Here is a 22,400-nt window from a genome sequence, read left to right as displayed (position 1 = left end):
CGCTGGTTACTCCGCGGGGCGTTCGGGATGAAGCGAGTCGCCCGCGCGGCCCGAGCGGAACGAACCCGCCCAGGTGAGCGGGTTCCAGCTCGCGCTGCCATCGAGGCTGAAAGTGATGAACTCGGCGCGTCCGCCGATGCTCTCGACCGGCACCGCGCCCCCCAGACCGTTCTGATCGATGGTCATGCGGCTGTCGGCGCTATTGTCGCGATTGTCGCCCATCAGAAAGACATGGCCGGCGGGAATCCGCATCGGGCCGAAATTGTCGCCGCTGGTCATGCCAAGGTCGATCGTGTCGTAGCTCGCGCCCTCGGGCAAGGTCTCGCGTATGATCGGCACCCTGCAGAACTGCTTGCCCGCCGCGTCGCTGACGACCCGGCCCTCATAGATGTTGCGCTGGTCGGGCGGCGTGTCGAGTCCGCACCGCGTGTAGGCGTCGATCGGGATCAGCCGCTCGCCCATCGCCGCCCGCGCGACCTGTCGTCCGTTGATATAGAGGATGCCGCCATGCGTCTCGATCAGCTCGCCCGGCAGGCCGATCACGCGCTTGATATAGTCGGTGCGGGCGTGCGGCGGCGTGACGATGACGATGTCGCCCCGCTTCGGTACGCTCCCGAACAGCCGCCCCTTCATGAACGGCAGGACGTGAAAGGTCGGGGTGACGTAGGAATAGCCGTAAGGATATTTGGTCACCACCAGCCGGTCGCCGATCAGCAGCGATGGCATCATCGATTCGGACGGGATGTAGAAGGGCTTGGCGATCAGGCTGTGAAAGCCGAGCACCGCGACGACGAGCCAGAAGATGCCCTTGATCTCGCCCCACCAGTCGGTGCGCCCGGTCTTCACGTCGCTCTTCGCCGTCAACGCCAACTCCTCGGCCATCTTCTATTCCGCCGCCACTGCTTCAATCACCACCAGCGCCTGCGCCCAGGGGTGATCGTCGGTCAGCGTCAGATGCACCTTCGCGACGTGACCCGCCGGAGTCATGGCGTCAAGCCGTGCCTTTGCGCCGCCGGTCAGCGCCAGCGTCGGCGCGCCGGAGGGCGCGTTGACCACGCCGATGTCGCGCATGAACACCCCGGCCTTGAACCCGGTGCCGACGGCTTTGGAGAACGCCTCCTTGGCAGCGAAGCGCTTGGCCAGCGTCGCGGCGTAGTTGAGCGGGCGTTTCGCCGCCTTGCGCAGCTCGACATCGGTGAACACGCGCTGTTCGAAGCGCATCCCGAACCGGTCGAGCGTCGACTGAATTCGCTCGATGTTACAGAGGTCGGATCCAATCCCGATGATCAACGCGCCGCATCCATCAGCGCTCGCATCCGCGTCACCACGGGTGCCAGACCGTCGAAGATCGCTTCGCCGATCAGGAAATGGCCGATATTGAGTTCGGCGAGCTGCGGGATCGCGGCGATGGGAATGACATTGTCGAAGGTCAGTCCGTGCCCGGCATGAACCTCGATCCCGTTCTTTGCCGCCAGTGCTGCGGCGTCGGCGATGCGGCGCAGCTCGACGGTCTGCGCCTCGCCCTCCAGCTCGCAATAGCGCCCGGTGTGCAGCTCGACCACCGGCGCTCCCAGCCGCAACGCCGCCTCAATCTGCGCGGGGTCGGGTTCGATGAACAGCGACACGCGGATGTTTGCGTTGCGCAGCTCGGCCACCATTGGTGCGAGCAGATTGTGCTGCCCCCGCGCGTCGAGTCCGCCCTCGGTCGTGCGCTCCTCGCGCTTTTCCGGGACGATGCACGCGGCGTGCGGCTTATGGCGCAGCGCGATGCCCAGCATTTCCTCGGTTGCGGCCATCTCAAGGTTGAGCGGCACCGGCAGTTCGGCCGAGAGGCGGGCGATGTCGTCGTCGGTGATGTGGCGGCGGTCTTCCCGCAAATGTGCGGTGATGCCGTCGGCTCCGGCTTGTGCTGCCAGCAGCGCCGCGCGCACCGGATCGGGATAGCCGCTGCCGCGCGCATTCCGCACGGTCGCGACATGGTCGATGTTCACGCCAAGGCGCAGCTTGCCGCTCATGCCTCCACCCGGCTCCCCGGCTTGATTGCCGGAATCGCCGCCAGTTCGGGCGGCAGCGAATCGGCGTCGTAGCTCGGTACGTCGAGTCGGATCAGCGGGAAGAAGGGGACGCCGAGATCGGCGGCGCCGTTCGAGCGGTCGACCAGCGACGCCGCGGCGATCACCTCGCCGCCCGCTTCCGCAATCGCCTTGATCGCTTCGAGCGACGACAGTCCGGTGGTGACGACATCTTCCATCATCAGCACCTTCTGACCCGGCGACAGCCGGAAGCCGCGGCGCAGCTCGAAGGTGCCGGTAGGGCGTTCGACGAACATCGCGTCGACGTTCAGTGCGCGCGCGACTTCCTGTCCGGCGATCACGCCGCCCATGGCCGGGGCGACGACGGCGCTGATCTGCGCGCGAAGTTCGGCGGGGATCTTCGCCGCCACCGCCTGCGCGAGCCGCCCGGCGCGCGCCGGATTCATCAGCACGCGCGCGCACTGCAGATAGCGCGAGCTGCGCAGGCCCGAGGATAGAATGAAATGCCCTTCAAGCAGCGCCTCGGCAGCGCGAAACTCGTCCAGAACCTCGTCGTCAGTCATGCGTCTTTCCACCCTTTTTCGCGCTGTTCGCATCTAGGCGCGGGCCGCCTGCGCCGCAACCGCGGTGTATCAGCGGAGCGAATCGCGGCGCCTGCCCGCTTTACATCCGGCCACCCGGCGACAGCATCTTATGGGTAGTCGGGTGGGGGAGCGGGCAGGCGCCGCAACTAAAAAGAGGCGCGACAAGCTTGAGACACGCGATCTTGCTGCTATAGGCCAGCCCCAACGGGCAAGTTGCGCCCGCGCGACCGGAAGCCCGGCGCCCCCGCATATGGGGTAAAGGAAACATGGGGTTGAACGACAAGATGCGCATGCATGGATTGAAGGCGATCGTCCTGGCCGCTGGCCTCGCGCTCGCCGGCGGCATGGCCCAGGGACAGACGGCTCCGGCTGCACCGGCCGTCGAAGCACCCGCGGTTCCCGCGCCGGTCGCGGTCGAATCGCCGGCGGCAACCGCGGCGCCTGCCGCCGCCACCGCAGCGGCTCCCGCAGCAGCGGCGACTCCCGCCGATCCGACGCTCAATCCCGACGGCACGCACAAGACTGGCCCGGTTGCGGGTATCGGTCAGCCGGTCAACGGCCATTTCGGCATCCAGCCGCAGGTGACCAAGCTTGGTGAAAGCGCGGCGCATTTCCACAACTGGATCCTGCTGCCGATCATCTTCGCGGTTTCGATCTTCGTTCTGATCCTGCTCGGCTTGACGATCGTCCGCTTCCGCCGGAAGGCGAACCCCAATCCCTCGAAGACCAGCCACAACACGCTGATCGAGATCATCTGGACGGTCGTCCCGGTTCTGATCCTCGCGGTGATCGCCTGGCCGTCGATTTCGCTGCTTGCCAAGCAGTTCAAGCCTGCGCCGGATAACGCGGTGACGATCAAGGCGATCGGCAACCAGTGGTTCTGGAGCTACGAATATCCCGACCATGGCGGCATTTCGATCACCGCCAACATGCTCAAGGAAAAGGGCGATGTTCCGGCCGGCACGCGTCACCGCACCGATGTCGACGGTCCGCGCCTGCTTGCGGTCGACAACCGCATTGTTGTTCCGGTGGGTACACCGATCCGTCTGATCGCTACGGCGAGCGACGTGATCCACAGCTGGGCGATCCCGGCCTTCTGGATCAAGATCGACGCGGTCCCCGGCCGCCTCAACGAAACCAGCTTCATCGTCGACAAGCCCGGCGTCTATTTCGGCCAGTGCTCGGAACTGTGCGGCGCGCGCCACGCGTATATGCCGATCGCGGTCGAAGCGGTTGAGCCTGCCGTGTTCGCGCAGTGGGTCGCGGCCAAGGGCGGCAAGATGCCCGAGGCCAAGTCTGCTGCCCCGGCAGCCGCAGCGCCTGCTGCTGCTGCGCCCGCCGGCAACACTGCTGAAGCGACCAACGCGACCGAAGCTGCCGCAACCACCAATCAAGCCGCCACCGGCAACACGGACCAGTAAGCCATGACCGACGTAGCCCGCGACGCCCACGCCTTTACGGCGCATGACGACCACCACCATGACGCGGATCATAAGCCCGGCTTCTTCGCGCGCTGGTTCCTGTCGACCAACCACAAGGACATCGGCACGCTGTACCTGATCTTCGCGATTCTCGCGGGGATCATCGGTGGCGCGATCTCGGGCGTGATGCGCCTCGAGCTGGCCGAACCCGGCATCCAGCACCTCGGCTATATCTCCGAATGGGTGCATGGCGGCCCGCAGACCTTCGACGAAGCCCAGCATTTCTGGAACGTTCTGATCACCGCTCACGGCCTGATCATGGTGTTCTTCATGGTCATGCCGGCGATGATCGGCGGCTTCGGCAACTGGTTCGTGCCGATCATGATCGGCGCGCCGGACATGGCATTCCCGCGCATGAATAACCTGTCCTTCTGGTTGCTCGTGCCGGCGTTCCTGCTGCTGCTCGCCTCGCCCTTCGTCGGCGGTGGCGCGGGTGTTGGCTGGACCGTCTACGCCCCACTCTCGACCTATGGCGAGCCGGGACCGTCGGTCGACATGGCGATCCTGTCGCTCCACCTCGCGGGCGCCAGCTCGATCCTGGGCGCGATCAACTTCATCACCACCATCTTCAACATGCGCGCGCCGGGTATGACCCTGCACAAGATGCCGCTGTTCGTATGGTCGGTGCTGATCACCGCCTTCCTGCTGCTGCTCGCGCTGCCGGTTCTCGCCGCCGCGATCACCATGCTGCTGACCGACCGTAACTTCGGCACCACCTTCTACGATCCTTCCGGCGGCGGCGATCCGGTGCTCTACCAGCATCTGTTCTGGTTCTTCGGTCACCCCGAAGTGTACATCATGATCCTGCCGGGCTTCGGCATCGTCAGCCAGATCGTCGCGACCTTCAGCCGCAAGCCGGTGTTCGGCTATCTCGGTATGGCCTATGCCATGGTCGCGATCGGCGTGGTCGGGTTCGTCGTGTGGGCGCACCACATGTTCACCACCGGCATGAGCGTGAACGTGAAGATGTACTTCACCGCCGCGACCATGATCATCGCGGTGCCGACGGGTGTGAAGATCTTCTCGTGGATCGCGACGATGTGGGGTGGCTCGATGAGCTTCAAGACCCCGATGGTCTGGGCGATCGGCTTCATCTTCATGTTCACCGTGGGCGGCGTCACCGGCGTGGTGCTCGCGAACGGTGGCGTCGACGACTATATGCACGACACCTATTACGTGGTTGCGCACTTCCACTATGTGCTCAGCCTCGGCGCGGTGTTCGGTCTGTTCGCGGGCTTCTACTACTGGTTCCCGAAGATGTCGGGCCGGATGTACAGCGAGCTCCTCGGCCAGCTGCACTTCTGGGTGTTCTTCATCGGCGTGAACGTGATGTTCTTCCCGCAGCACTTCCTGGGTCTGCAGGGCATGCCGCGCCGTATCCCGGACTATGGCGACGCCTTCGCTTACTGGAACCATATCTCCAGCATGGGCTATCTGATCATGCTCGCGGGTATGGTGATCTTCTTCATCAACCTGTTCTGGTCGCTGCTCGCGGGCAAGAAGGCGGAAGCCAACCCGTGGGGCGAAGGCGCGACGACGCTGGAATGGACCCTGTCCAGCCCGCCGCCGTTCCACCAGTTCGAAACGCTGCCCGTCATCGACGACGACAAGCACCACTGAGTTTTAGCGACGGCTGAAACGAAAACGCCCCGGAGGGAAACCTCCGGGGCGTTTTGTCATCACTTTCCGTAACTTCTATTGTCATTGTAAGACGCATGCGTGCGCGATAGCCTCGCGCCGGCCTCATCCGATCCGTGACCGTGCCGGGAGCTTTGAATGCGTATCGTGCTGCTTCTTCGCACTGTGGCACTGGCCGCAACCGCGCTTGCCACGCCTGCCACGCTCGCGGCGCGCGAGGCCCCGGCTGCCGCGAGCAGCGCCTTCGCCGGCGCCGATGCGGTGGTCCGCGAGGAGATGGTCAGGCAGCATATTCCCGGCGTGGCGCTGATGATCCTGCGCGATGGCAGAGTGATCCATCAGGCCGGTTTCGGCACAGCTGATCTCGAGCAGAACCTGCCTGTGCGACCCGATACCGCGTTCAACATCGGCTCGCTCAGCAAGCAGTTTCTGGCGGAGGGGACGTTGCTGCTGGTGCAGGAGGGCAAGGTCGCGCTCGACGCGCCGGTGTCGCGCTATCTGCCCGATGCGCCGGCGAGCTGGTCGGCGATCACCGTCCGTCATCTGCTCAGCCACACCAGCGGGCTGATTCGCGAAGCGCCGGGCTTCGATGGCGATAAGGTGCAGAGCGACGCCGATGTGATCCGCTCGGCCTATGCCACCCCGCTCAACGCGCCGCCGGGCACCCGGTTCGAATATTGCAATCTCGGCTATTTCATCCTGGCGGAGATTATCACCCGCACCTCGGGCAAGCCATGGCCCGCCTTCTTTGCCGAGCGTGTCTTCGGCCCGGCCGGAATGACCGCCACACGGCCGACCAGCCTGACCGACCTGATCCCGCATCGCGGGCGCGGCTATGCGTGGAACGCCGGGCGCTTCGAGAACGCGCCATCCTATCGCGCGCTCCGGCCGAGCGGTGCATTCACCTCGACGGCGGCCGATCTCGCCAAATGGGAAGCGGTGCTCGCGCGTGGCGGGCTCGTCAGCGCTGCAGCCCGAATGGAAATGTGGCAGCCGGCGCGGCTCTTGAATGGCGAGACAGCGCCTTATGGCTTCGGATGGCGGATCGAGCCGGTCGAAGGCCATACCGAGATCGGCCATGGCGGCAGCCTGCCCGGCTTCCGCTCCTACTACGCGCGCTACCCGCATGCGAAGCTGGCGATCATCGTGCTCACCAACAACGGTGCTGCCGAGCCGCGCGACATCGCGCGCGGCATTGCCCGGACGATGTTCCAGCGCGGCGCGGCGGCTAACTAGTCGGCGACGTTGCGGCTGCCACTCGTGCACTGTGCGCCTTACCCCAGGTCGCCATCGTGCCGATCGCGTCGTTGAGCGACAGGCCAATTTCGGTCGCCGAATATTCGACGCGCGTGACGGCTTCGGCATAGACGGTACGCGCGATCAGGCCGTCGGCCTCCATCTGCCGCAGCTGTTCGGTCAGCACCTTCTCGCTGATGCCCGGCAGCCGGCGGCGCAGTTCGCCGAATCGGCGCGGCTGATCGTGGATCTCCCACAGGATCGACATCTTCCACTTGCCGCCGACCACATTGAACGCGGTGGCAAAGCCGCAATCGTCGGGCAGTAGAGGTTTCATCGCTGTCGGGTCCTTACTTCAAAGTGCGTAGTTTCAGGGGAAAGAGCAGGGCGGTATCGGCCGCATCCACTATTCCAATAACTTGGGAACCGAGGATGCCGATTGCCAGCCCCGTAACGAATCACGCCGATCCCGGCCGCGTCGCACGCTGCAGTTGCGGTGCGCTCTCGTTGCACCTGTCCGGGGCACTACGCCGCGTCTATGGCTGTGCCTGCATCGAATGCCAGCGCGCGACTGGCACCGCCTTCGCCTATCGTGCGATCTTTGCCGACGAAGCGGTGCGCGAGGTCGTGGGCGAGGTGCGCAGCTGGCGCCGGATCAGCGATGTGGGCCGCTGGATCGACCAGCATTTCTGTCCCGGCTGCGGGACCTTGCTGTACATGAGCGCGGAGGCGCTGCCCGGCGCGATCTCGGTATCGATGGGCTGCTTCGTCGAGCGCGATTTTCCGGCCCCCTCGGCGATCCACAATCTGCACCGCGCGCCGCCATGGCTCGAACTGGAGGCGTTCGCGCCCGATCCGTAAGCAGGCGGGGCGGGGGTGAGACGTTCCGTCCCCTTTCCCCCGGCCTCAACCCGGCCTATAGCGCCCCGCAAATGTCCGTCGCCAACCACGCCCTGATCCTGCCCGCCGACTGGCGCGACTTCCTCGCGCTCACCAAGCCGCGGGTGATGACGCTGGTCGTGTTCACGGGCCTGTGCGGGATGCTCGCAGCGCCCGCACCGATCCACCCTGTGATCGGCTTCACCGCGATTCTGTGCATCGCGCTTGGGGCTGGTGCAGCGGGCGCGCTCAACCAATGGTATGAGGCGGATCTCGATTCGAAGATGAAGCGGACGCAGGGGCGCCCGCTTCCTGCCGGCCGGATGGACCGCCAGTCGGCGCTGCATTTCGGGGTCGGGGTCGCTGCCTTGTCGGTGATCCTGATGGGGCTGGCGGTCAACTATGTCGCCGCCGGCATCCTGCTGCTCTCGATCCTGTTCTACGTCCTCGTCTACACGGTCTGGCTCAAGCGCCGCACGCCCCAGAACATCGTCATCGGCGGCGCCGCCGGCGCCTTCCCGCCGCTGATCGGCTGGGCTGCGGCGACCGGCGACGTGGCGCTGCTGCCGGTGCTGCTGTTCGGCCTCGTCTTCCTGTGGACACCGCCGCATTTCTGGGCGCTCGCACTGTTCGTGAAGACCGATTACGCCAATGCCGGGGTGCCGATGCTCCCCGTTGTCGCGGGTGAAAAGGCGACGCGCGTCCAGATAGGGCTCTACACCATTCCGATGGCGATCGCCGCGATCGCGCCCTGGCCACTGGGCCTCACCGGCGCGCTCTATGGCGTGACCGCAGTGGCGACGACGGCGCTGTTCGCCCTCTTTGCGCTTCAGGTCTCGACGCGCATGGCCGTCGAGGGCGACGCGATGAAGCCCGAGAAGCGGCTGTTCGCCTACTCGATCTCCTATCTGTTCATCCTGTTCGCGGCAGTCGCGGCAGACCGGTGGTTGGCATGACTCCTCAAGAAGAAGAAATCGTTCGCGCGCGGCAAAAGTCGCGTGCCCGTGTGATGGCGCTGCTGCTGCTTGCCTTCGTCGTGCTGGTCTTCGCGATCAGCATCGTGAAGATCACTCAGGGCATTCCGGTGATGCAGCGATGAAGGTCGACCGCAAGCTGCGCACGGCGCTGCTGGCGGTGCTGGGCGTGTGCACCATGACCGGCGTCGCGTTTGCCGCAGTGCCGCTCTATCGCCTGTTCTGTCAGGTGACGGGCTTCGGCGGAACCACGATGCGCGCCGATGCCGCGCCGGGGGCCGTGGATGCCAAGATCACCGTCGCATTCGACAGCAATGTCAGCCCCGCGCTGACCTGGAAGTTCAAGCCCGAAGTCGCGTCGGACGAAATCTCGATCGGCGCGCGCGACATGGCCTTCTACACCGCCACCAACACCGGCACCGTGCCGATCACCGGCACCGCGACGTACAACGTCACGCCCGAAGCGGCCGGCAAATATTTCAGCAAGATCCAGTGCTTCTGCTTCACCGAGCAGACGCTGCAGCCCGGTGAGACGGTGCGGATGCCGGTGATCTACTTCGTCGATCCCAAGATCATGACCGATCCCGATGCCAAGGATATCGAGAAGATCACGCTCTCCTACACCTTCTACCCGGTCGACAAGTCCAAGCCCAAGGGCTGAGAACGGGGTTATCGGGCGGTGTCGCAGGTGACCTGCTCAACCACCATTGCGCCCGCCAAGCTCACCCCTTAGGGGAGGCGGGAATAACGCCATAAGAACAGGGACGGACGATGGCCGGCGCCAAGAATCACGATTACCATATTCTCCCGCCCAGCCCGTGGCCGATGCTCAGCTCGCTCGCCGCGCTGTGGCTCGCGGTCGGCGGCCTGATGTGGATGAAGGGCGCCGGGCACGGTGAGTGGGTGTTCCTCTCGGGCCTCGCTGCGGTGCTGTTCTGCATGGCGTCGTGGTGGGTCGATGTGGTCAAGGAAGCCAATGCCGGCGACCACACCCCCGTCGTCCAGCTCCACCTGCGCTACGGCATGATCCTGTTCATCGCTTCGGAAGTGATGTTCTTCGTCGGCTGGTTCTGGGCATGGTTCGATTTCGCGCTCTTCCCCGCGGCGATCGCGGTCAGCGGTGAGCATGCCAGCGTCGTCGAGATTCTCGAGGGTGCGGTAGCGACCTTCCCGCCCAAGGGCATGGAGGTGATGAACGCCTTCCACCTGCCGCTGCTCAACACCTTCATCCTGCTGCTCTCGGGCACCACCATCACCTGGGCGCATCATGGGCTGATTCACAATCAGCGCGGCGGCGAGATGAAGGGCCTGTGGGGCATGATCGGCGTCGGCGAGAACGACGTGGTCAAGAAGGGCCTGTGGCTGACCATCATCCTCGGCCTGATCTTCTCGACCATCCAGGCGTATGAATATGCACATGCGCCGTTCGTGTTCGGCAAGTCGAACTATTCGTCGGCTTTCTATCTGGCGACCGGGTTCCACGGCTTCCACGTGATCGTCGGTACGCTGTTCCTGATGGTCTGCCTGATGCGCACCTATCAGGGCGACTTCACCCCGCGCCAGCATTTCGGCTTCGAAGCGGCTGCGTGGTACTGGCACTTCGTCGACGTCGTCTGGCTGTTCCTGTTCGTCGTCGTCTATGTCTGGGGCAGCGCGGGCGCGCCGGTCCACGGGTGACGGTGCCGGGCTGGCATCTTGCACAGGCCAATATCGGGCGGCTGCTTGCGCCGCCCGATCACCCGCAAGTCGCCGGCTTTTTCGACGAGCTCGATCGAATCAATGCACTGGCCGAGGCGAGCCCGGGATTTGTCTGGCGGCTGAAGGGCGACGGCAACAACGCCATCGACCTGCAGCCCACGCCGGACCCGTTGCTGATCGCCAACCTTTCGGTGTGGGAAAGCGCCGAGGCGCTGTTCGACTATGTTTATCGTAGCGGCCACACACCGGTGATGGCGCAGCGCAAGCACTGGTTTGAGCGGTTCGACGGTCACCATCAGGTGATGTGGTGGATCGCGGCCGGTGAGACGCCGGGCGTGGCGGACGTGTTTGCCCGCTTGTGGATGCTCGAACGTTTCGGGCCGAGCGCCCATGCTTTCACCTTCAAGGTCCGGTTCCCGGCCCCTGGCATGCTTGGCTCGCCGGTCGACATGAAGCCCGATCCCTGGTGCGAAGGGCGTGCCTGAACCGGGGTTCTCCGCGTCTCAGATTCTCGATTCGGCGTTGAAGGGGGCATGTCCGCGGTGCGGCGCGCGTACCCTGTTCTCCGGCTGGGTGAAGTTCTCCCCTCGCTGCGGCCAGTGCCAACTCGACTATGCCGCGTTCAACGTTGGCGATGGCCCTGCGGCATTCCTCACCCTGATCGTCGGGACGATCATCGTCACGCTCTCGATCTGGCTTGAGCTGTCGATCGGGCCGCCGGTGTGGCTGCACCTGCTGTTGTGGATTCCGCTGACGACGTTGCTGGTCGTGTTTTCGCTGCGCTGGGCCAAGGGCGCGCTGCTCGCGCTCGAATATCACAACGCGGCGCGTGAAGGGCAATTGAAGGAGCCTGACGCATGAAGATGCCTGTCATCCCGACCATCGTCGTTGCTCTCGCCGTCGCTGCGATGATCGGACTTGGCGTCTGGCAGCTCGACCGCCGCGCGGAGAAGGAAACGGCGATCGCGCGCTATGCCGGCAACCGCGCGTTGCCCGTCATGGCCTTTCCGCGTCCCGCGATCGGGGACGAGAATCTCTTCCGCCGCGCCAGCGCCATGTGCCTTGAGGTCACCGGCTGGAGCGAGCAGGCAGGCCGCGCCGAGAATGGTCTGAAGGGCTGGCGTCACATCGCCGAGTGCCGCACGGGGGTCGAAGCGCTGACCGTCAGGTTCGACATGGGCGTTAGCAAGGCTCCCGGCGTGATCCCGGTGTGGAATGGTGGCGAGGTGACGGGCAGCATCACGCAGGCGCCCGATTCGACGCCGTTGCTCGCGTCGTTGTTCGGCAAGCGTCCCCCGCGGCCGCTGATGCTGGTTTCCGAGACGCCCGCGCCGGGCCTTGCCGAAAGCGCACGGCCTGATCCTTCGGGCGTCCCCAACAACCACCTTGCCTATGCCGTGCAATGGTTCCTGTTCGCGCTGGCGGCGCTGGTGATCTATGTCCTTGCACTGCGCTGGCGGGAGCGGAAGGCCGCGCCGCCCGCTGAACCCGCTCCGCCGCAAAGCTAGACTTTCTTGCCGTCCAGTCGCGCCGCGGCTAACCCGCGGCCCATGCGCTATCAGAGCACGCGCGGCACCGCGCCCGAACTCGATTTCCGTGACGTCACGCTCGCCGGGCTGGCACGCGACGGCGGCCTTTATGTCCCGGTCGAATGGCCGCGATTCACGCCGGAGCAGATCGCCGGTCTGGCGGGCTTGTCTTACGTCGAGACCGCGGTGCGCGTAATGGCTCCGTTCGTCGCGGGCAGTCTTAGCGAAGCCGAGCTTCGCGACCTCTGCACACAGGCCTATGGTCGCTTCAGCCACGATGCCGTCACCCCGCTCGTCCAGCTCGACCACCGCCATTTCCTGCTCGAACTGTTTCACGGCCCGACGCTCGCCTTCAAGGACGTCGCGCTCCAGCTGCTTGGCCTGTTCTTCGAACGGTTCCTCAAGGGCACGGACCAGCACCTCACCATCGTCGGCGCGACCAGCGGCGACACCGGCTCGGCCGCGATCGACGCGGTTGCGGGGCGTGAGGGCATCGACATTTTCATGCTCCACCCCAGCAAGCGGGTGAGCGACGTCCAACGCCGCCAGATGACCACGGTGCTGTCGCCCAACGTCCACAACATCGCCATCGAGGGCAGCTTCGACGACGCGCAGGCGATGGTGAAGACGATGTTCAACGACGCCGACTTCTCGGCGCGCTTTCAGGTGACCGCGGTCAACTCGATCAACTGGGCGCGGCTGATGGCGCAGGTGGTCTATTATTTCTACGCCGCCGTCCGCCTCGGCGCCCCTCAGCGCGAAGTCGCTTTCAGCGTCCCCACCGGCAATTTCGGCGATGTGTTCGCGGGCTATGTCGCGGCGCGCATGGGGCTGCCGGTCGCGAAGCTGATCGTCGCGACCAACGTCAACGACATCCTCCACCGCGCGCTGTCGGCCGGCGACTATTCGACCGGCACCGTTACCCCGACCGCCGCGCCAAGCATGGACATTCAGGTCAGCTCGAACTTTGAGCGGCTGTTGTTCGACCTTGCCGGCCGCGACGGCAACGCGCTTGCCGAACAGATGCGCGGGTTCGAGGCGAGCAAGGCGATGCGCCTGACCAATGCCCAGCAGCAGGGCGCCGCCGCGTTGTTCGCCAGCGACCGCATCGACGCGGCGGAGATGGCGCAGGCGATGGCGTGGGCCGCGAGCCGCGCTGACGAGATCCTCGACCCGCACACTGCAATCGGCCTCGCCGCCGCGCGCCGCGCGGACATCGCCGCCGACGTGCCGGTCGTCACCCTCGCCACCGCGCACCCCGCCAAGTTCGGCGACGCGGTCGAGCGCGCCACCGGCCTTCGCCCGTCGCTCCCCGCCCGCATCGGCGACCTGTTCGACCGCGAGGAGCGCTACGACGTCCTCCCCGCGACCTTCGGCGCGGTGACCTCGTTCATCGCGGAACGGGCCAAGCCCCGCGCATAACCTTTTCGTCGCCCCGGCCTTGTGCCGGGGGGACGGTTGACCTTGGCGGGCCGAATGGCGCTAAAGGCTCCCATGAACCTCTTCACTCTCACCGGCGAACCTTGGGCCGATTACGGCCTCGTCGACTCGGGCCATGGCCGCAAGCTCGAACGCTATGGCGACTATCGCTTCATCCGCCCTGAGCCGCAGGCGATGTGGGCACCCGCCTCCGAAGACTGGCAGGCGCATGGCGAGTTCATGCCTGCGTCCGATGACGAAGGCGGCGGTCGCTGGGTGTTCGGCCATAGCGGTCTGGATCAGCCGGTCCCGCGCGAAGGCTGGCCGCTAGCGTGGAACGAGGCGAAGTTCACCGCGCAGACCACGCCCTTCCGCCACCTGGGTTTCTTCCCCGACATGGCGCCGGTGTGGAGCTGGATGCGCGAGCAGACCGCAGGCGTCGATGCGCCGACGGTGATGAACCTGTTCGGCTATACCGGTGTCGGCACGCTGGCGATGGCCGCATCGGGCGCGCAGATGGTCCATGTCGACGCGTCCAAGAAATCGGTCGAGGCCGCCAAGGGCAATGCTGCGCTGTCGGGAATGAGCGACAAGCCGATTCGCTGGATCATCGACGACGCCGGAAAGTTCGTCGCGCGTGAGGTGCGTCGCGGCCGCCGCTATGACGGCATCCTGCTCGATCCGCCCAAATATGGCCGCGGCCCCACCGGCGAAGTATGGCAGCTCGAACAGGACCTGCCCGGCCTGATCGCCAATTGCCGCCAGCTATTGGACGCCGACTCGCGCTTCCTGTTCCTCACCGTCTACGCGATCCGCATGTCGGCGCTCGCAATCGGCGAACTGCTCAACCAGCATTTCGCGGATCTCGGTGGCAAGATCGAATGCGGCGAACTCGCGGTGCGCGAAGAGGCAAGGGGGTTGCTGCTGCCGACCGCGATCTTTGCGCGGTGGAGCCGCTAGGCCGAGCCGTCATCCCGGCCTTGTGCCGGGATCCACCGTGAAGCGAGCCATGAACAAGAGCCTCAGCCGAGCTGCGGTCGGCACCGTGGATCCCGGCACAGGGCCGGGATGACGAAGGAACGGGCAGGCTCTAACCCCGCCCCATCCGCATCGCCGCGCCCGCAACGAACGGGCACCCCGCTACCAGTACCAAACTCACCGCCCCCAGCAGCTTAAGCGCCGCGGGATTGCCCCCCATCGCGCCCGCGCCGAAGATCAGCAGCGGCACCGCGAAGGGCAGCATCACCAGCCCCGCCACTGCGCCCGCGCCGCGCAGGCCCGCGGTCAGCGCCGCGGTCGCTACGCCGAGCGCCGCCAGCCCCGGCGTGCCGATCAGCAGCGCGATCAGCGCCGCGCGCGTCTGGTCGAGCGAGAGGTTGAGCAATGCCGCCGCGATCACCGTCGCCACCAGCAAGGTCGGCGCAAAGCCCAGCCAATGCCCCAGCGTCTTCGCCGCCGCCACGCTCGCATCGGTCCAGCCGCGCACCGCGAGCTGATCGAGCACGCCATTTTCGAGGTCCGGATTCACCAGCCGCTCGACCGGCAGCAGCGCCGCGAGCAAGGCCGCCGCCCAGATCACGCCGCCGCCGACGCGCGCGAGCAGCTTGCCCTCCGGCCCGATCGCGAACGGAAACAGGATCGCCACCAGCAGGAAGAAGGCGACCGGCAGTGTCAGGCCGCCCGCGGCCCATGCGCGCCGCAGCTCACGCCACACCAACGAGGCAAAACCGCTCATGCCGCGTCCCCGATCACTACGCCATGCGCACCGGGGATATGGATCGGCAAATGCGTTGCGACCACTACGATGCCGCCGTTGAGGCGATGTTCGGAGATCAAATGGCCCAGCATCGCGACTGCAGCCTGATCCAGCCCGTTGGCCGGCTCGTCGAGCAACCAGACCGGCGCCCCGCTGGCGACCACCCGCGCAATTGACACACGCCGCCGCTGCCCGGTCGATAGAAGGCGCACCGGCACCGGCGCCAGCTCCGCCAACCCCACGGCTTCCAGCGCCGCCTCTACCGAATCACGCCCCCCGTCCAACCCCGCCCAGAATTCCAGTGCCTTAGCGACCGGCAGTTCCGCATCGAGCGCCGCCGCCTCGGTCAGCAACGCGCATTCGCCTTCGATGGTCACGACGCCCGCCGCCGGTTTCAGCAACCCCGCCGCGACCCGGATCAGGCTCGATTTGCCTGCCCCGTTCGGTCCGGTCACCAGCGCCGCACCGCCTTCCTCCAGAACGAAGCTCAGCCCCTCGAACAGCAGCCGCCCGCCGCGCAGACAGGCGACGTCCTCAAAGGCGAGGCGTGGGCTGGTCACCCCCAGAAACTCATAGAACGCTGTCCTCCAGCGCATGCATATCGTCATCCGACAGCCCGAAATGATGCCCAACCTCATGCACCACGACATGCGTCACCAGCGCCTCGAGGCTCACCCCGGTATCGACCCATTCGTCGAGCAAGGGGCGGCGATAGAGGTGGATGGTGTCGGGTTGGGGCAACTGTCCCGTGAACCCGTCCTTCTCCCCCACCGGTCGCCCCGAATAAAGGCCGGTCAGCTCGAACGGATCCTCCATCCCCATGTCGCGCAATGTCTGCTCGTCGGCAAACTCCTCGATCACCAGCACGACATCGGCGAGATACGCGGCGAACGGTTCGGGAATCCGTGCCAGCGCGGCGCGGGCAAGCGCTTCCATCTGCGCGGCGCTCGGGGCGAAGGTCTCGGTTTGACTGGCCATTGCCCTGCGCTATGCCCCACCCAACGAAGGAGTGGAAGAATGGTCGAGCAACTGAGCCAGGCGGAACGCGAAGAAGCACTGGAGGGGCTGCCCGAATGGGATCATCAGGCTGAGCGCGACGCGATCACGCGCAGCTTCACCTTCGACGATTTCAGCCAGGCCTTCGCTTTCATGACTCAGGTCGCATTGCTCGCCGAGAAGTCCGACCATCACCCCGAATGGTCGAATGTGTGGAACCGGGTCGATATCCTGCTCACCACGCATGATGCCGGCGGCCTCTCCGGCCGCGATATCGACATGGCGCAGGCGATCGACGCGCTGGTCGAGTGATTGGCGTCGAGTAACGCCTGCTTGCAAAAACGGGTTAGCTCTGCTCCCCTGTATTCGAAGCCGATTTCGATAGAGCGGTACGGCGAATCTTAAGGGGAGGGGTCATGCAGTCGATCTTCATCACCGGCGGCGGATCGGGAATTGGCCGGGCGGTTGCGATCCTGTTCGCGGCGCGCGGCTGGCGGGTCGGTCTCGCCGACATCAACGACGCCGGGATGGCGGAGACTGCGCGGCTGCTCGGCGGCGCGCCGGTGACGGTGCACAAGCTTGATGTGCGCGACCGTGCGGCATGGGATGGCGCGCTCGCCGAATTCACCGCCGACAGCGGCGGCAGGCTCGATGTGTTGTTCAACAATGCCGGGATCGGCGTCGGCGGTAATTTCGCGCAGACGACGGTGGCCGAGCTCGACCGCTGCGTCGACATCAACCTGATGGGCGTCGTCTATGGCGCGCATGCCGGCTACCCCTATCTCAAGGCTACGGGCGGGTGCCTGCTCAACACCGCGTCGGCGGCGGGCATCTATGGCACGTCGGGGGTCGCGATCTATTCGGCGACCAAGTTCGCGGTGCGTGGCCTGACCGAATCGCTCGATGCCGAATGGCATCCTGACGGCATCCGCGTCCGCGCATTGCTGCCCAGCTTCATCGATACCGCGATCCTCGATAGCGTGCCGGTAGGCCGCAATGGCACTGCGCGCGATGGCGTGCGCGCTGCCGGGCTCGAATTCACCCCGGTCGAGGCCGCGGCGCAGGCGGCATGGGACGCGGTGCATGGTGACCGACTGCATACGCTGGTCGGCAAGACCGCTCGCCGCATGTGGTTCGCCGCGCGCTTCATGCGCGGAACCTTCCGTAAAAAGGCGCGCGGCCTCACCTGAATCCGGAGTTGGAATGAAGTTGAAGATCCTGATTACCGCATCGGCGCTCGCGCTCGCCGGGTGCGCAACCAAGCCGGCCCCGACGGCTCCTGCAGACGCCTTCATGGCGCGGCTCGCGTCGCTGTGCGGCAAGGCATTTGCGGGGCGCGTCGCCACCAACGACCCTGCTGATGCGTCCTTCGCCGGTAAGTCGCTGGTGATGCACGTCGCATCGTGCGAGCCGGGCCGGGTGCGTGTCCCCTTCCATGTCGGCGAGGACCGCTCGCGCACCTGGGTGTTCACCCGCACCGCCAGCGGCATCCGGCTCAAGCACGATCACCGGCATGAGGATGGCACCTCCGACAAGCTCACCATGTATGGCGGCGACACGGCGGCGGCGGGCACCGCCACGCGTCAGGAATTCCCGGTCGATGCTGAATCGATCGCGCTGTTCCGCTCGCTGAATGCCGAGCGGTCGGTGACCAATGTCTGGGCAGTTGAGGCGGGCGAAACCGTCTTCGTCTATGAGCTTCGTCGTCCCGGCCGCCATTTCCGCGTCGAGTTCGACCTCACTCGCCCCATTGCCGCTCCGCCGATGCCGTGGGGCTGGCGCGACTAGGCGCGCCGCAAGCTCCCGCTCCACGCATAGCCGCGCAGCAGCGGTTCGAACCCCAGCTCCAGCCCGCCCGCCATCGCGGTGTGCCGCAGCGCCACCGGCAGCTCACGCCGTGGGGTGACATGGAAGCGCGCCAGCCAGCTGAACAGTGCCCGTCGCCACCAGCCGGGCAACTGCTCCTGCTGCCCGAAATCGACGATGTGCAGCGCTCCCCCCGGCGCCACGGAGCGGGCCGCCCGTTCGATCGCCGCGGTCCAGTCCGGGATCATCGACAGCGTGTAGCTCAGGAACACCCGGTCGAACCCGTCGATGTCGAACAGTGCCGTCGCATCGAATCTCGCGGCATCGCCCTGAACCAGCGTAATTCGGTTGGACAGGCCGGCCTTCGCCACCTTGGCCCGCGCGGTCGCCAGCATCGCCTCGGAAATGTCGAGGCCGTAAAATTGCGCCTCCGGCCAGCGCCGCGCCGCCGCGATCAAATTGCGCGCGGTGCCGCAGCCGACTTCCAGCACCGTCCCGCCCGCCGGTGGCGCCAGCTCCTCGATCAGCCGGTCGCGCCCCAGCAGATAATATTTGCGGGTGAGGTCATAGATGTGCCGCTGCGCCGCATAGACGCCGTCCATCCGCGCGGCGTGGCTGCCGCTCACGGCTTCAGGCGATAGAGGTGGACGCCGCCATAGATCGCCGAACGGTCGCGCGCGGTGAAGTCGAGCGACTCGGCCTCGGCATAGTCCCAGCGGTCGAGGATCGCGTCGGCGACCCGGCCGGGCAACAACGTCGGCGCCGCGGCGGTGCGAAACAGCACCCGCGCGCCGGGCTTCGCCGTTCGCGTGATCTCGCCCCACAGCCGGTTGAGCTGGTCGTCGGTCATCCAGTCCTGCGCGTCGAGCAGGATATAGCGGTCGAGCGAGGCGTCCGGCATCGATTCCAGATACTCGACGAAATTCTGGTGCCGCACCTCGACACGGCTTGCGCGCTCGCGGACGATCTCGTGATTGGCGGCGCGCAGATAGGGGGGCAGCGGCGCATCCGGCGCCGCGCCATAGCCGCGCCCGAACGCCTGCCAGGCAAAATAATTGTCGGAGAGATCGAAGTCGCAGGCGAGCTTCTCGAGCCGGCGCAGCAGTACCGCCTTGATCCCGCGCGGATCGTCCGCCGCCAGCGCCTCATATTGCGCGGGCGGGATGCCGAGGCCGAACAACGATGCGGGCTGATCGATCAGCCAGCGCACGAACTTCTTGTCGAACACCGGGGCGAGGCGCTGCTCGAAGATCGCGCGCTGTTCTTCCGGGGTCTTTGCGGCGAGCAACTCGCGCGGATCGATGCGGTAGAGCTTGGCGAGCAGATGCGCCGCGCCGATGAACCCGCCGAGCAGCCCGCGCTTGTAGAAGCCGCCGGCGAACCCCTTGATCCGCCGCCGCCCGGCCAGATCGCGGCCTTCCCAATAGCGCCGCGTCGTCTCGTCGATCTGCGGGGCGAGGTGCGCGCGATACGCCGCGACATTCTCGGGCCGGTTCGCCTGTCCAAAGAAGCGGTGGAACGCCGCATGATCGGGCAAATGCTGTGCGGCGGCGACCTTCAACTTGTTGAGTGCGATATGCGCGGTGTTGAGGTCCACCGCGATGATCTTCGCCGGGTTCGCGGTCAGGTAGGACAGCACGTTGCACCCCCCGCTCGCGATCGTCACGACATGGCAGTCGGGCGTGATCGCCAGCGCCTCCATATCGACCTCCGGGTCCTCCCAGATCTGCGCATAGACCAGACCGCGGAACGCGAAGGTGAAGGCGCGCTCAAGCAGCCCTTCCTTGCTCAGATGGTCGTGGCGGTGGACGGCGGTGCGCACCGCGCGGTTGCGCGGCTGGCTGGCAATCGAACCCATGGTCTTGGCTCCCGGGAATTTCCCGGCCCCTAGGTCCGCCGCATGTCAGCCGCGTGACGCCCGGCGTCACGCCGCTGTCACATCCTTCAATCCCGGCAATAACCCTCGCCGACCGAAACGGTCAGGCAGTCCTTCTTGCCGTCGAGATATTTGAGGCCCGTCGCCGCGCCATCGGTCGCGCGCAGCATCTTGGCGCCATCGGGTCGGGTAAGGGCGATGCCCTCCTGCGTCGCGACCCCGGCGAATGTGCCGGTCGCGCCCTCATCGAGGCTGTAGGTGTTGATGAGGCGATAGCGGCCGGGACCCGACGGATCCTTCTCGATCGTCAGCACCAGTCCCTCGACGCCAACCCATTTGCCGATCCAGCCATCGCGGCTGGGCGCTTCGGCCGCTTTCTCGGCCTTCTCCGCTTCGGCCGTGACGTTCTCGGCAATCGCCTGTGCGTTGGCGACGGCATTCTCGACCAAGGCCGCCTGTTGCTCGTTGCTCATCTCGCCGCACCCGGCCAGCGCCGCCGCGCCGGCCAAAATCGTTCCAACTGCCCAAAGCCGCATCATGGCCTCCCCCAGGATAAGTTTCGTGCATCCGGTGTAGCCTTTGCCGCATCAAGCGCCTAGAGAGCCGGGCATCCGTTCAGCTCAAGGAATGAACCACTCTTCCAATGCGAATCGCCATCGCTTCGGATCACGCCGCCTGGGAACTCAAGTCCGCGCTTGCCGAATGGCTGCGCGGCGAAGGACACGAGGTGCTCGATCTGGGCACTGATGGCCCCGCGAGCGTCGATTACCCCGATTTCGGTCTTGCCGTGGGCAAGGCGATTGCGGAAAACCAGGCCGAGCGCGGCATCGCGCTGTGTGGCTCAGGCATCGGCATCTCGATCGCCGTCAACCGCGTGCCGCAGGCCCGCTGCGCGCTGGTCTCGGAGCCGCTCTCCGCCCGTCTCGCGCGCGAGCATAATGATGCGAACGTCATCGCCATGGGCGCCCGGCTGATCGGCCCCGAAATGGCCAAGGCCTGCATCACCGAATTCCTCGCCACCGGTTTCGGCGGCGATCGTCATCAGCGCCGGGTGGACAAGCTGACCAACCCGGCCCTCTGAAGGACCAGAGACCATGAGCACCAATCCGATTTCCGCCGTCCAGCCCGATGGCTTCTTCACCAACGATCTCGCCGCCGCCGACCCCGCCGTGTTCGCGGGCGTTCGCCACGAGCTCGAGCGCGAACGCTACCAGATCGAGCTGATCGCGTCGGAGAACATCGTTTCTAAGGCCGTGCTCGAAGCGCAGGGCAGCGTGTTCACCAACAAGTACGCCGAAGGCTATCCGGGCAAGCGCTACTATCAGGGCTGCCACCCGTCGGACGAGGTCGAGACGCTCGCGATCGACCGCGCCAAGCAGCTGTTCGGCTGCGACTTCGCCAACGTCCAGCCGCACTCGGGCGCGCAGGCCAATGGCGCGGTGATGCTCGCGCTCGCCAAGCCCGGCGACACGATCCTCGGCCTCAGCCTCGATTCGGGTGGCCACCTGACGCACGGCGCCAAGGCGGCGATGTCGGGCAAGTGGTTCAACGCGGTCCAATATGGCGTGAAGCCCGACACCCATCTGATCGATTATGATCAGGTCGCGGAGCTCGCGCGAGCGAACAACCCCCGCATCATCATCGCGGGCGGCTCGGCCTATCCGCGCCACATCGATTTCGCGAAGTTCCGTGCGATCGCCGACGAAGTCGGTGCGATCTTCATGGTCGACATGGCGCATTTCGCGGGCCTCGTCGCCGGCGGCGTGCACCCGACCCCGTTCGGTCACGCCCATGTCGTCACCACCACCACCCACAAGACGCTGCGTGGTCCGCGCGGCGGCGCGGTGTTCACCAATGACGAGGCGATCGCCAAGAAGATCAACTCGGCGGTGTTCCCGGGTCTTCAGGGCGGCCCGCTGATGCACGTCATCGCTGCCAAGGCGGTCGCGTTCGGCGAAGCGCTGCGCCCCGACTTCAAGGCCTATGCAGCCGCGATCGTCGAGAATGCCAAGATCCTCGCCGCGACGCTGACCGAGCGTGGCGCCGCCGTGGTCTCGGGCGGCACCGACACGCATCTCGCGCTGATCGACCTGACCCCGCTGGGCGTCACCGGCCGCGACGCGGACGAGGCGCTCGAGCGTGCGGCGATCACCTGCAACAAGAACGGCATCCCGAATGATCCGCTGCCCCCGGTCAAGACCAGCGGCATCCGCGTCGGTTCGCCTGCCGGCACAACGCGCGGTTTCGGTCCGGCCGAATTCCGTGAGATCGGCAACATGGTCGCCGACGTGCTCGACGGGCTGCGCAAGAATGGCGAGCAGGGCGACGCGCAGGTCGAAGCCAATGTCCGCGAGCGCGTTCGTACGCTGTGCGAGCGCTTCCCGATCTACCCGGAGGCGTGAGCCTGATTTGATGCGCTGACGCGCATGCGGTGCCGGCCCACTCCCCCACCCGGCCACCCAACGACGATATGATATGGGTGGCCGGGTGGGGGA

The 22,400-nt window shown here is 66.1% G+C and carries 29 protein-coding genes; 18 read left to right on the top strand and 11 right to left on the bottom strand.

The genetic code is table 11. The features are described 5' to 3' along the window. Nucleotides 1–6: 6 nt before the first annotated feature. From lepB to pyrE, 4 genes are read right to left on the bottom strand one after another with little or no spacing between them, the layout of a single operon-like run. A complete protein-coding gene (gene lepB, locus AC07NK_RS01715; RefSeq protein WP_495168835.1) occupies nucleotides 7–882 on the bottom strand; it encodes a signal peptidase I in 876 nt (291 codons plus the stop codon). Nucleotides 883–885: 3 nt separating this feature from the next. Then, nucleotides 886–1,290, bottom strand: a complete 405-nt coding sequence (gene acpS, locus AC07NK_RS01710; RefSeq protein ID WP_495168834.1) for a holo-ACP synthase — start codon at nucleotides 1,288–1,290, stop codon at nucleotides 886–888. Next, nucleotides 1,287–2,015 carry a pyridoxine 5'-phosphate synthase gene (locus tag AC07NK_RS01705; protein ID WP_495168833.1) on the bottom strand — a complete coding sequence of 243 codons (729 nt, stop codon included), beginning with the start codon at nucleotides 2,013–2,015 and terminating at the stop codon, nucleotides 1,287–1,289. The genes acpS and AC07NK_RS01705 overlap by 4 nt, the downstream gene beginning before the upstream one ends. Continuing rightward, nucleotides 2,012–2,596 (bottom strand): orotate phosphoribosyltransferase, encoded by a 585-nt coding sequence (gene pyrE / locus AC07NK_RS01700; protein WP_495168832.1) that lies wholly within the window; start codon nucleotides 2,594–2,596, stop codon nucleotides 2,012–2,014. The genes AC07NK_RS01705 and pyrE overlap by 4 nt, the downstream gene beginning before the upstream one ends. Before the next feature lie 305 nt (nucleotides 2,597–2,901). On the opposite strand from pyrE, the gene coxB reads away from it, so the two are divergent. From coxB to AC07NK_RS01685, 3 genes are all read left to right on the top strand, one after another. Continuing rightward, nucleotides 2,902–4,038: a cytochrome c oxidase subunit II gene (gene coxB / locus AC07NK_RS01695; RefSeq protein WP_495169615.1), complete on the top strand. Its 1,137-nt coding sequence runs from the start codon at nucleotides 2,902–2,904 to the stop codon at nucleotides 4,036–4,038. A gap of 3 nt (nucleotides 4,039–4,041) precedes the next feature. After that, entirely contained in the window at nucleotides 4,042–5,718 is a 1,677-nt protein-coding gene (gene ctaD / locus AC07NK_RS01690) for a cytochrome c oxidase subunit I (protein WP_495168831.1), read from the top strand. Nucleotides 5,719–5,874: 156 nt separating this feature from the next. Beyond that, nucleotides 5,875–6,972, top strand: a complete 1,098-nt coding sequence (locus tag AC07NK_RS01685; protein WP_495168830.1) for a serine hydrolase domain-containing protein — start codon at nucleotides 5,875–5,877, stop codon at nucleotides 6,970–6,972. On the opposite strand, the gene AC07NK_RS01680 is transcribed toward AC07NK_RS01685, so the two are convergent. Beyond that, entirely contained in the window at nucleotides 6,965–7,309 is a 345-nt protein-coding gene (locus AC07NK_RS01680; RefSeq protein WP_495168829.1) for a winged helix-turn-helix transcriptional regulator, read from the bottom strand. The two genes, AC07NK_RS01685 and AC07NK_RS01680, sit on opposite strands and share 8 nt — an antisense overlap. Before the next feature lie 95 nt (nucleotides 7,310–7,404). Between AC07NK_RS01680 and AC07NK_RS01675 the strand changes: the two genes are divergently transcribed. The 10 genes from AC07NK_RS01675 (at nucleotide 7,405) to AC07NK_RS01630 (ending at nucleotide 14,431) form a co-directional block, all read left to right on the top strand. After that, on the top strand, nucleotides 7,405–7,833 hold the full coding sequence (locus tag AC07NK_RS01675) for a GFA family protein (RefSeq protein ID WP_495168828.1): 429 nt from the start codon (nucleotides 7,405–7,407) through the stop codon (nucleotides 7,831–7,833). A gap of 71 nt (nucleotides 7,834–7,904) precedes the next feature. Further along, entirely contained in the window at nucleotides 7,905–8,807 is a 903-nt protein-coding gene (locus AC07NK_RS01670; RefSeq protein WP_495168827.1) for a heme o synthase, read from the top strand. Continuing rightward, complete coding sequence (locus tag AC07NK_RS01665) at nucleotides 8,804–8,950, top strand: cytochrome c oxidase system small membrane protein (RefSeq protein WP_447727514.1); 147 nt, start codon at nucleotides 8,804–8,806, stop codon at nucleotides 8,948–8,950. Before AC07NK_RS01670 ends, AC07NK_RS01665 begins: the two co-directional genes overlap by 4 nt. Then, nucleotides 8,947–9,486 carry a cytochrome c oxidase assembly protein gene (locus AC07NK_RS01660; protein WP_495168826.1) on the top strand — a complete coding sequence of 180 codons (540 nt, stop codon included), beginning with the start codon at nucleotides 8,947–8,949 and terminating at the stop codon, nucleotides 9,484–9,486. The genes AC07NK_RS01665 and AC07NK_RS01660 overlap by 4 nt, the downstream gene beginning before the upstream one ends. A gap of 110 nt (nucleotides 9,487–9,596) precedes the next feature. After that, entirely contained in the window at nucleotides 9,597–10,502 is a 906-nt protein-coding gene (locus AC07NK_RS01655) for a cytochrome c oxidase subunit 3 (RefSeq protein WP_495168825.1), read from the top strand. A gap of 2 nt (nucleotides 10,503–10,504) precedes the next feature. After that, a complete protein-coding gene (locus AC07NK_RS01650; protein ID WP_495168824.1) occupies nucleotides 10,505–11,008 on the top strand; it encodes a DUF3291 domain-containing protein in 504 nt (167 codons plus the stop codon). Next, a complete protein-coding gene (locus AC07NK_RS01645; RefSeq protein ID WP_495169614.1) occupies nucleotides 10,983–11,384 on the top strand; it encodes a DUF983 domain-containing protein in 402 nt (133 codons plus the stop codon). Before AC07NK_RS01650 ends, AC07NK_RS01645 begins: the two co-directional genes overlap by 26 nt. Beyond that, entirely contained in the window at nucleotides 11,381–12,031 is a 651-nt protein-coding gene (locus AC07NK_RS01640; protein ID WP_495168823.1) for an SURF1 family protein, read from the top strand. The genes AC07NK_RS01645 and AC07NK_RS01640 overlap by 4 nt, the downstream gene beginning before the upstream one ends. 42 nt (nucleotides 12,032–12,073) lie before the next feature. Next, nucleotides 12,074–13,474 (top strand): threonine synthase, encoded by a 1,401-nt coding sequence (gene thrC, locus AC07NK_RS01635; RefSeq protein ID WP_495168822.1) that lies wholly within the window; start codon nucleotides 12,074–12,076, stop codon nucleotides 13,472–13,474. Nucleotides 13,475–13,546: 72 nt separating this feature from the next. Next, nucleotides 13,547–14,431 carry a class I SAM-dependent methyltransferase gene (locus AC07NK_RS01630; protein ID WP_495168821.1) on the top strand — a complete coding sequence of 295 codons (885 nt, stop codon included), beginning with the start codon at nucleotides 13,547–13,549 and terminating at the stop codon, nucleotides 14,429–14,431. Nucleotides 14,432–14,561: 130 nt separating this feature from the next. Here AC07NK_RS01630 and AC07NK_RS01625 read toward each other — a convergent pair whose 3' ends face one another. The 3 genes from AC07NK_RS01625 to AC07NK_RS01615 are packed head-to-tail and all read right to left on the bottom strand — an operon-like array spanning nucleotide 14,562 to nucleotide 16,205. Further along, complete coding sequence (locus AC07NK_RS01625; protein WP_495168820.1) at nucleotides 14,562–15,206, bottom strand: heme exporter protein CcmB; 645 nt, start codon at nucleotides 15,204–15,206, stop codon at nucleotides 14,562–14,564. Further along, complete coding sequence (gene ccmA, locus AC07NK_RS01620; RefSeq protein WP_495168819.1) at nucleotides 15,203–15,787, bottom strand: heme ABC exporter ATP-binding protein CcmA; 585 nt, start codon at nucleotides 15,785–15,787, stop codon at nucleotides 15,203–15,205. The genes AC07NK_RS01625 and ccmA overlap by 4 nt, the downstream gene beginning before the upstream one ends. 10 nt (nucleotides 15,788–15,797) lie before the next feature. Next, nucleotides 15,798–16,205: a metallopeptidase family protein gene (locus tag AC07NK_RS01615; RefSeq protein ID WP_495168818.1), complete on the bottom strand. Its 408-nt coding sequence runs from the start codon at nucleotides 16,203–16,205 to the stop codon at nucleotides 15,798–15,800. A 39-nt stretch (nucleotides 16,206–16,244) separates the two neighbouring features. Between AC07NK_RS01615 and AC07NK_RS01610 the strand changes: the two genes are divergently transcribed. The 3 genes from AC07NK_RS01610 to AC07NK_RS01600 all read left to right on the top strand — a co-directional run bounded on the left by AC07NK_RS01610 (nucleotide 16,245) and on the right by AC07NK_RS01600 (nucleotide 18,011). After that, on the top strand, nucleotides 16,245–16,535 hold the full coding sequence (locus tag AC07NK_RS01610; RefSeq protein WP_066581323.1) for a 4a-hydroxytetrahydrobiopterin dehydratase: 291 nt from the start codon (nucleotides 16,245–16,247) through the stop codon (nucleotides 16,533–16,535). Nucleotides 16,536–16,639: 104 nt separating this feature from the next. Further along, on the top strand, nucleotides 16,640–17,413 hold the full coding sequence (locus AC07NK_RS01605) for an SDR family oxidoreductase (RefSeq protein WP_495168817.1): 774 nt from the start codon (nucleotides 16,640–16,642) through the stop codon (nucleotides 17,411–17,413). Between the two features lie 13 nt (nucleotides 17,414–17,426). Then, a complete protein-coding gene (locus AC07NK_RS01600) occupies nucleotides 17,427–18,011 on the top strand; it encodes a hypothetical protein (protein WP_495168816.1) in 585 nt (194 codons plus the stop codon). Here AC07NK_RS01600 and AC07NK_RS01595 read toward each other — a convergent pair. The 3 genes from AC07NK_RS01595 to AC07NK_RS01585 form a co-directional block, all read right to left on the bottom strand. Continuing rightward, a complete protein-coding gene (locus tag AC07NK_RS01595; protein ID WP_495169613.1) occupies nucleotides 18,008–18,631 on the bottom strand; it encodes a class I SAM-dependent methyltransferase in 624 nt (207 codons plus the stop codon). The genes AC07NK_RS01600 and AC07NK_RS01595 overlap by 4 nt on opposite strands. A gap of 20 nt (nucleotides 18,632–18,651) precedes the next feature. Continuing rightward, nucleotides 18,652–19,887: a BtaA family protein gene (locus AC07NK_RS01590; RefSeq protein WP_495168815.1), complete on the bottom strand. Its 1,236-nt coding sequence runs from the start codon at nucleotides 19,885–19,887 to the stop codon at nucleotides 18,652–18,654. A gap of 86 nt (nucleotides 19,888–19,973) precedes the next feature. Continuing rightward, entirely contained in the window at nucleotides 19,974–20,441 is a 468-nt protein-coding gene (locus AC07NK_RS01585; protein WP_495168814.1) for a hypothetical protein, read from the bottom strand. A gap of 107 nt (nucleotides 20,442–20,548) precedes the next feature. Between AC07NK_RS01585 and rpiB the strand changes: the two genes are divergently transcribed. Continuing rightward, nucleotides 20,549–20,986, top strand: coding sequence for a ribose 5-phosphate isomerase B (rpiB, locus tag AC07NK_RS01580; RefSeq protein WP_495168813.1), 438 nt, complete (start codon nucleotides 20,549–20,551; stop codon nucleotides 20,984–20,986). A 13-nt stretch (nucleotides 20,987–20,999) separates the two neighbouring features. Next, entirely contained in the window at nucleotides 21,000–22,307 is a 1,308-nt protein-coding gene (gene glyA, locus AC07NK_RS01575; protein WP_495168812.1) for a serine hydroxymethyltransferase, read from the top strand. Nucleotides 22,308–22,400 lie beyond the last annotated feature (93 nt).

The sequence above is a fragment of the Sphingomonas sp. GW821-FHT09B04 genome (genome assembly GCF_059418285.1).
Note: the sequence above shows the minus strand (reverse complement) of the source record. Positions and strands in the feature narration are given on the sequence as shown.

Bases quoted from the DNA above. Each gene is read 5' to 3' on its own strand.
- AC07NK_RS01625 (WP_495168820.1), bottom strand. From the start codon at position 15,206: ATGAGCGGTTTTGCCTCGTTGGTGTGGCGTGAGCTGCGGCGCGCATGG.
- AC07NK_RS01680 (WP_495168829.1), bottom strand. From the start codon at position 7,309: ATGAAACCTCTACTGCCCGACGATTGCGGCTTTGCCACCGCGTTCAAT.
- AC07NK_RS01630 (WP_495168821.1), top strand. From the start codon at position 13,547: ATGAACCTCTTCACTCTCACCGGCGAACCTTGGGCCGATTACGGCCTC.
- AC07NK_RS01600 (WP_495168816.1), top strand. From the start codon at position 17,427: ATGAAGTTGAAGATCCTGATTACCGCATCGGCGCTCGCGCTCGCCGGG.
- AC07NK_RS01605 (WP_495168817.1), top strand. From the start codon at position 16,640: ATGCAGTCGATCTTCATCACCGGCGGCGGATCGGGAATTGGCCGGGCG.
- AC07NK_RS01640 (WP_495168823.1), top strand. From the start codon at position 11,381: ATGAAGATGCCTGTCATCCCGACCATCGTCGTTGCTCTCGCCGTCGCT.
- AC07NK_RS01665 (WP_447727514.1), top strand. From the start codon at position 8,804: ATGACTCCTCAAGAAGAAGAAATCGTTCGCGCGCGGCAAAAGTCGCGT.
- AC07NK_RS01705 (WP_495168833.1), bottom strand. From the start codon at position 2,015: ATGAGCGGCAAGCTGCGCCTTGGCGTGAACATCGACCATGTCGCGACC.
- AC07NK_RS01660 (WP_495168826.1), top strand. From the start codon at position 8,947: ATGAAGGTCGACCGCAAGCTGCGCACGGCGCTGCTGGCGGTGCTGGGC.
- AC07NK_RS01610 (WP_066581323.1), top strand. From the start codon at position 16,245: ATGGTCGAGCAACTGAGCCAGGCGGAACGCGAAGAAGCACTGGAGGGG.
- thrC (WP_495168822.1), top strand. From the start codon at position 12,074: ATGCGCTATCAGAGCACGCGCGGCACCGCGCCCGAACTCGATTTCCGT.
- ctaD (WP_495168831.1), top strand. From the start codon at position 4,042: ATGACCGACGTAGCCCGCGACGCCCACGCCTTTACGGCGCATGACGAC.
- glyA (WP_495168812.1), top strand. From the start codon at position 21,000: ATGAGCACCAATCCGATTTCCGCCGTCCAGCCCGATGGCTTCTTCACC.
- AC07NK_RS01685 (WP_495168830.1), top strand. From the start codon at position 5,875: ATGCGTATCGTGCTGCTTCTTCGCACTGTGGCACTGGCCGCAACCGCG.
- AC07NK_RS01670 (WP_495168827.1), top strand. From the start codon at position 7,905: ATGTCCGTCGCCAACCACGCCCTGATCCTGCCCGCCGACTGGCGCGAC.
- lepB (WP_495168835.1), bottom strand. From the start codon at position 882: ATGGCCGAGGAGTTGGCGTTGACGGCGAAGAGCGACGTGAAGACCGGG.
- AC07NK_RS01655 (WP_495168825.1), top strand. From the start codon at position 9,597: ATGGCCGGCGCCAAGAATCACGATTACCATATTCTCCCGCCCAGCCCG.
- rpiB (WP_495168813.1), top strand. From the start codon at position 20,549: ATGCGAATCGCCATCGCTTCGGATCACGCCGCCTGGGAACTCAAGTCC.
- AC07NK_RS01595 (WP_495169613.1), bottom strand. From the start codon at position 18,631: ATGGACGGCGTCTATGCGGCGCAGCGGCACATCTATGACCTCACCCGC.
- AC07NK_RS01675 (WP_495168828.1), top strand. From the start codon at position 7,405: ATGCCGATTGCCAGCCCCGTAACGAATCACGCCGATCCCGGCCGCGTC.
- pyrE (WP_495168832.1), bottom strand. From the start codon at position 2,596: ATGACTGACGACGAGGTTCTGGACGAGTTTCGCGCTGCCGAGGCGCTG.
- AC07NK_RS01590 (WP_495168815.1), bottom strand. From the start codon at position 19,887: ATGGGTTCGATTGCCAGCCAGCCGCGCAACCGCGCGGTGCGCACCGCC.
- coxB (WP_495169615.1), top strand. From the start codon at position 2,902: ATGCGCATGCATGGATTGAAGGCGATCGTCCTGGCCGCTGGCCTCGCG.
- AC07NK_RS01615 (WP_495168818.1), bottom strand. From the start codon at position 16,205: ATGGCCAGTCAAACCGAGACCTTCGCCCCGAGCGCCGCGCAGATGGAA.
- AC07NK_RS01585 (WP_495168814.1), bottom strand. From the start codon at position 20,441: ATGCGGCTTTGGGCAGTTGGAACGATTTTGGCCGGCGCGGCGGCGCTG.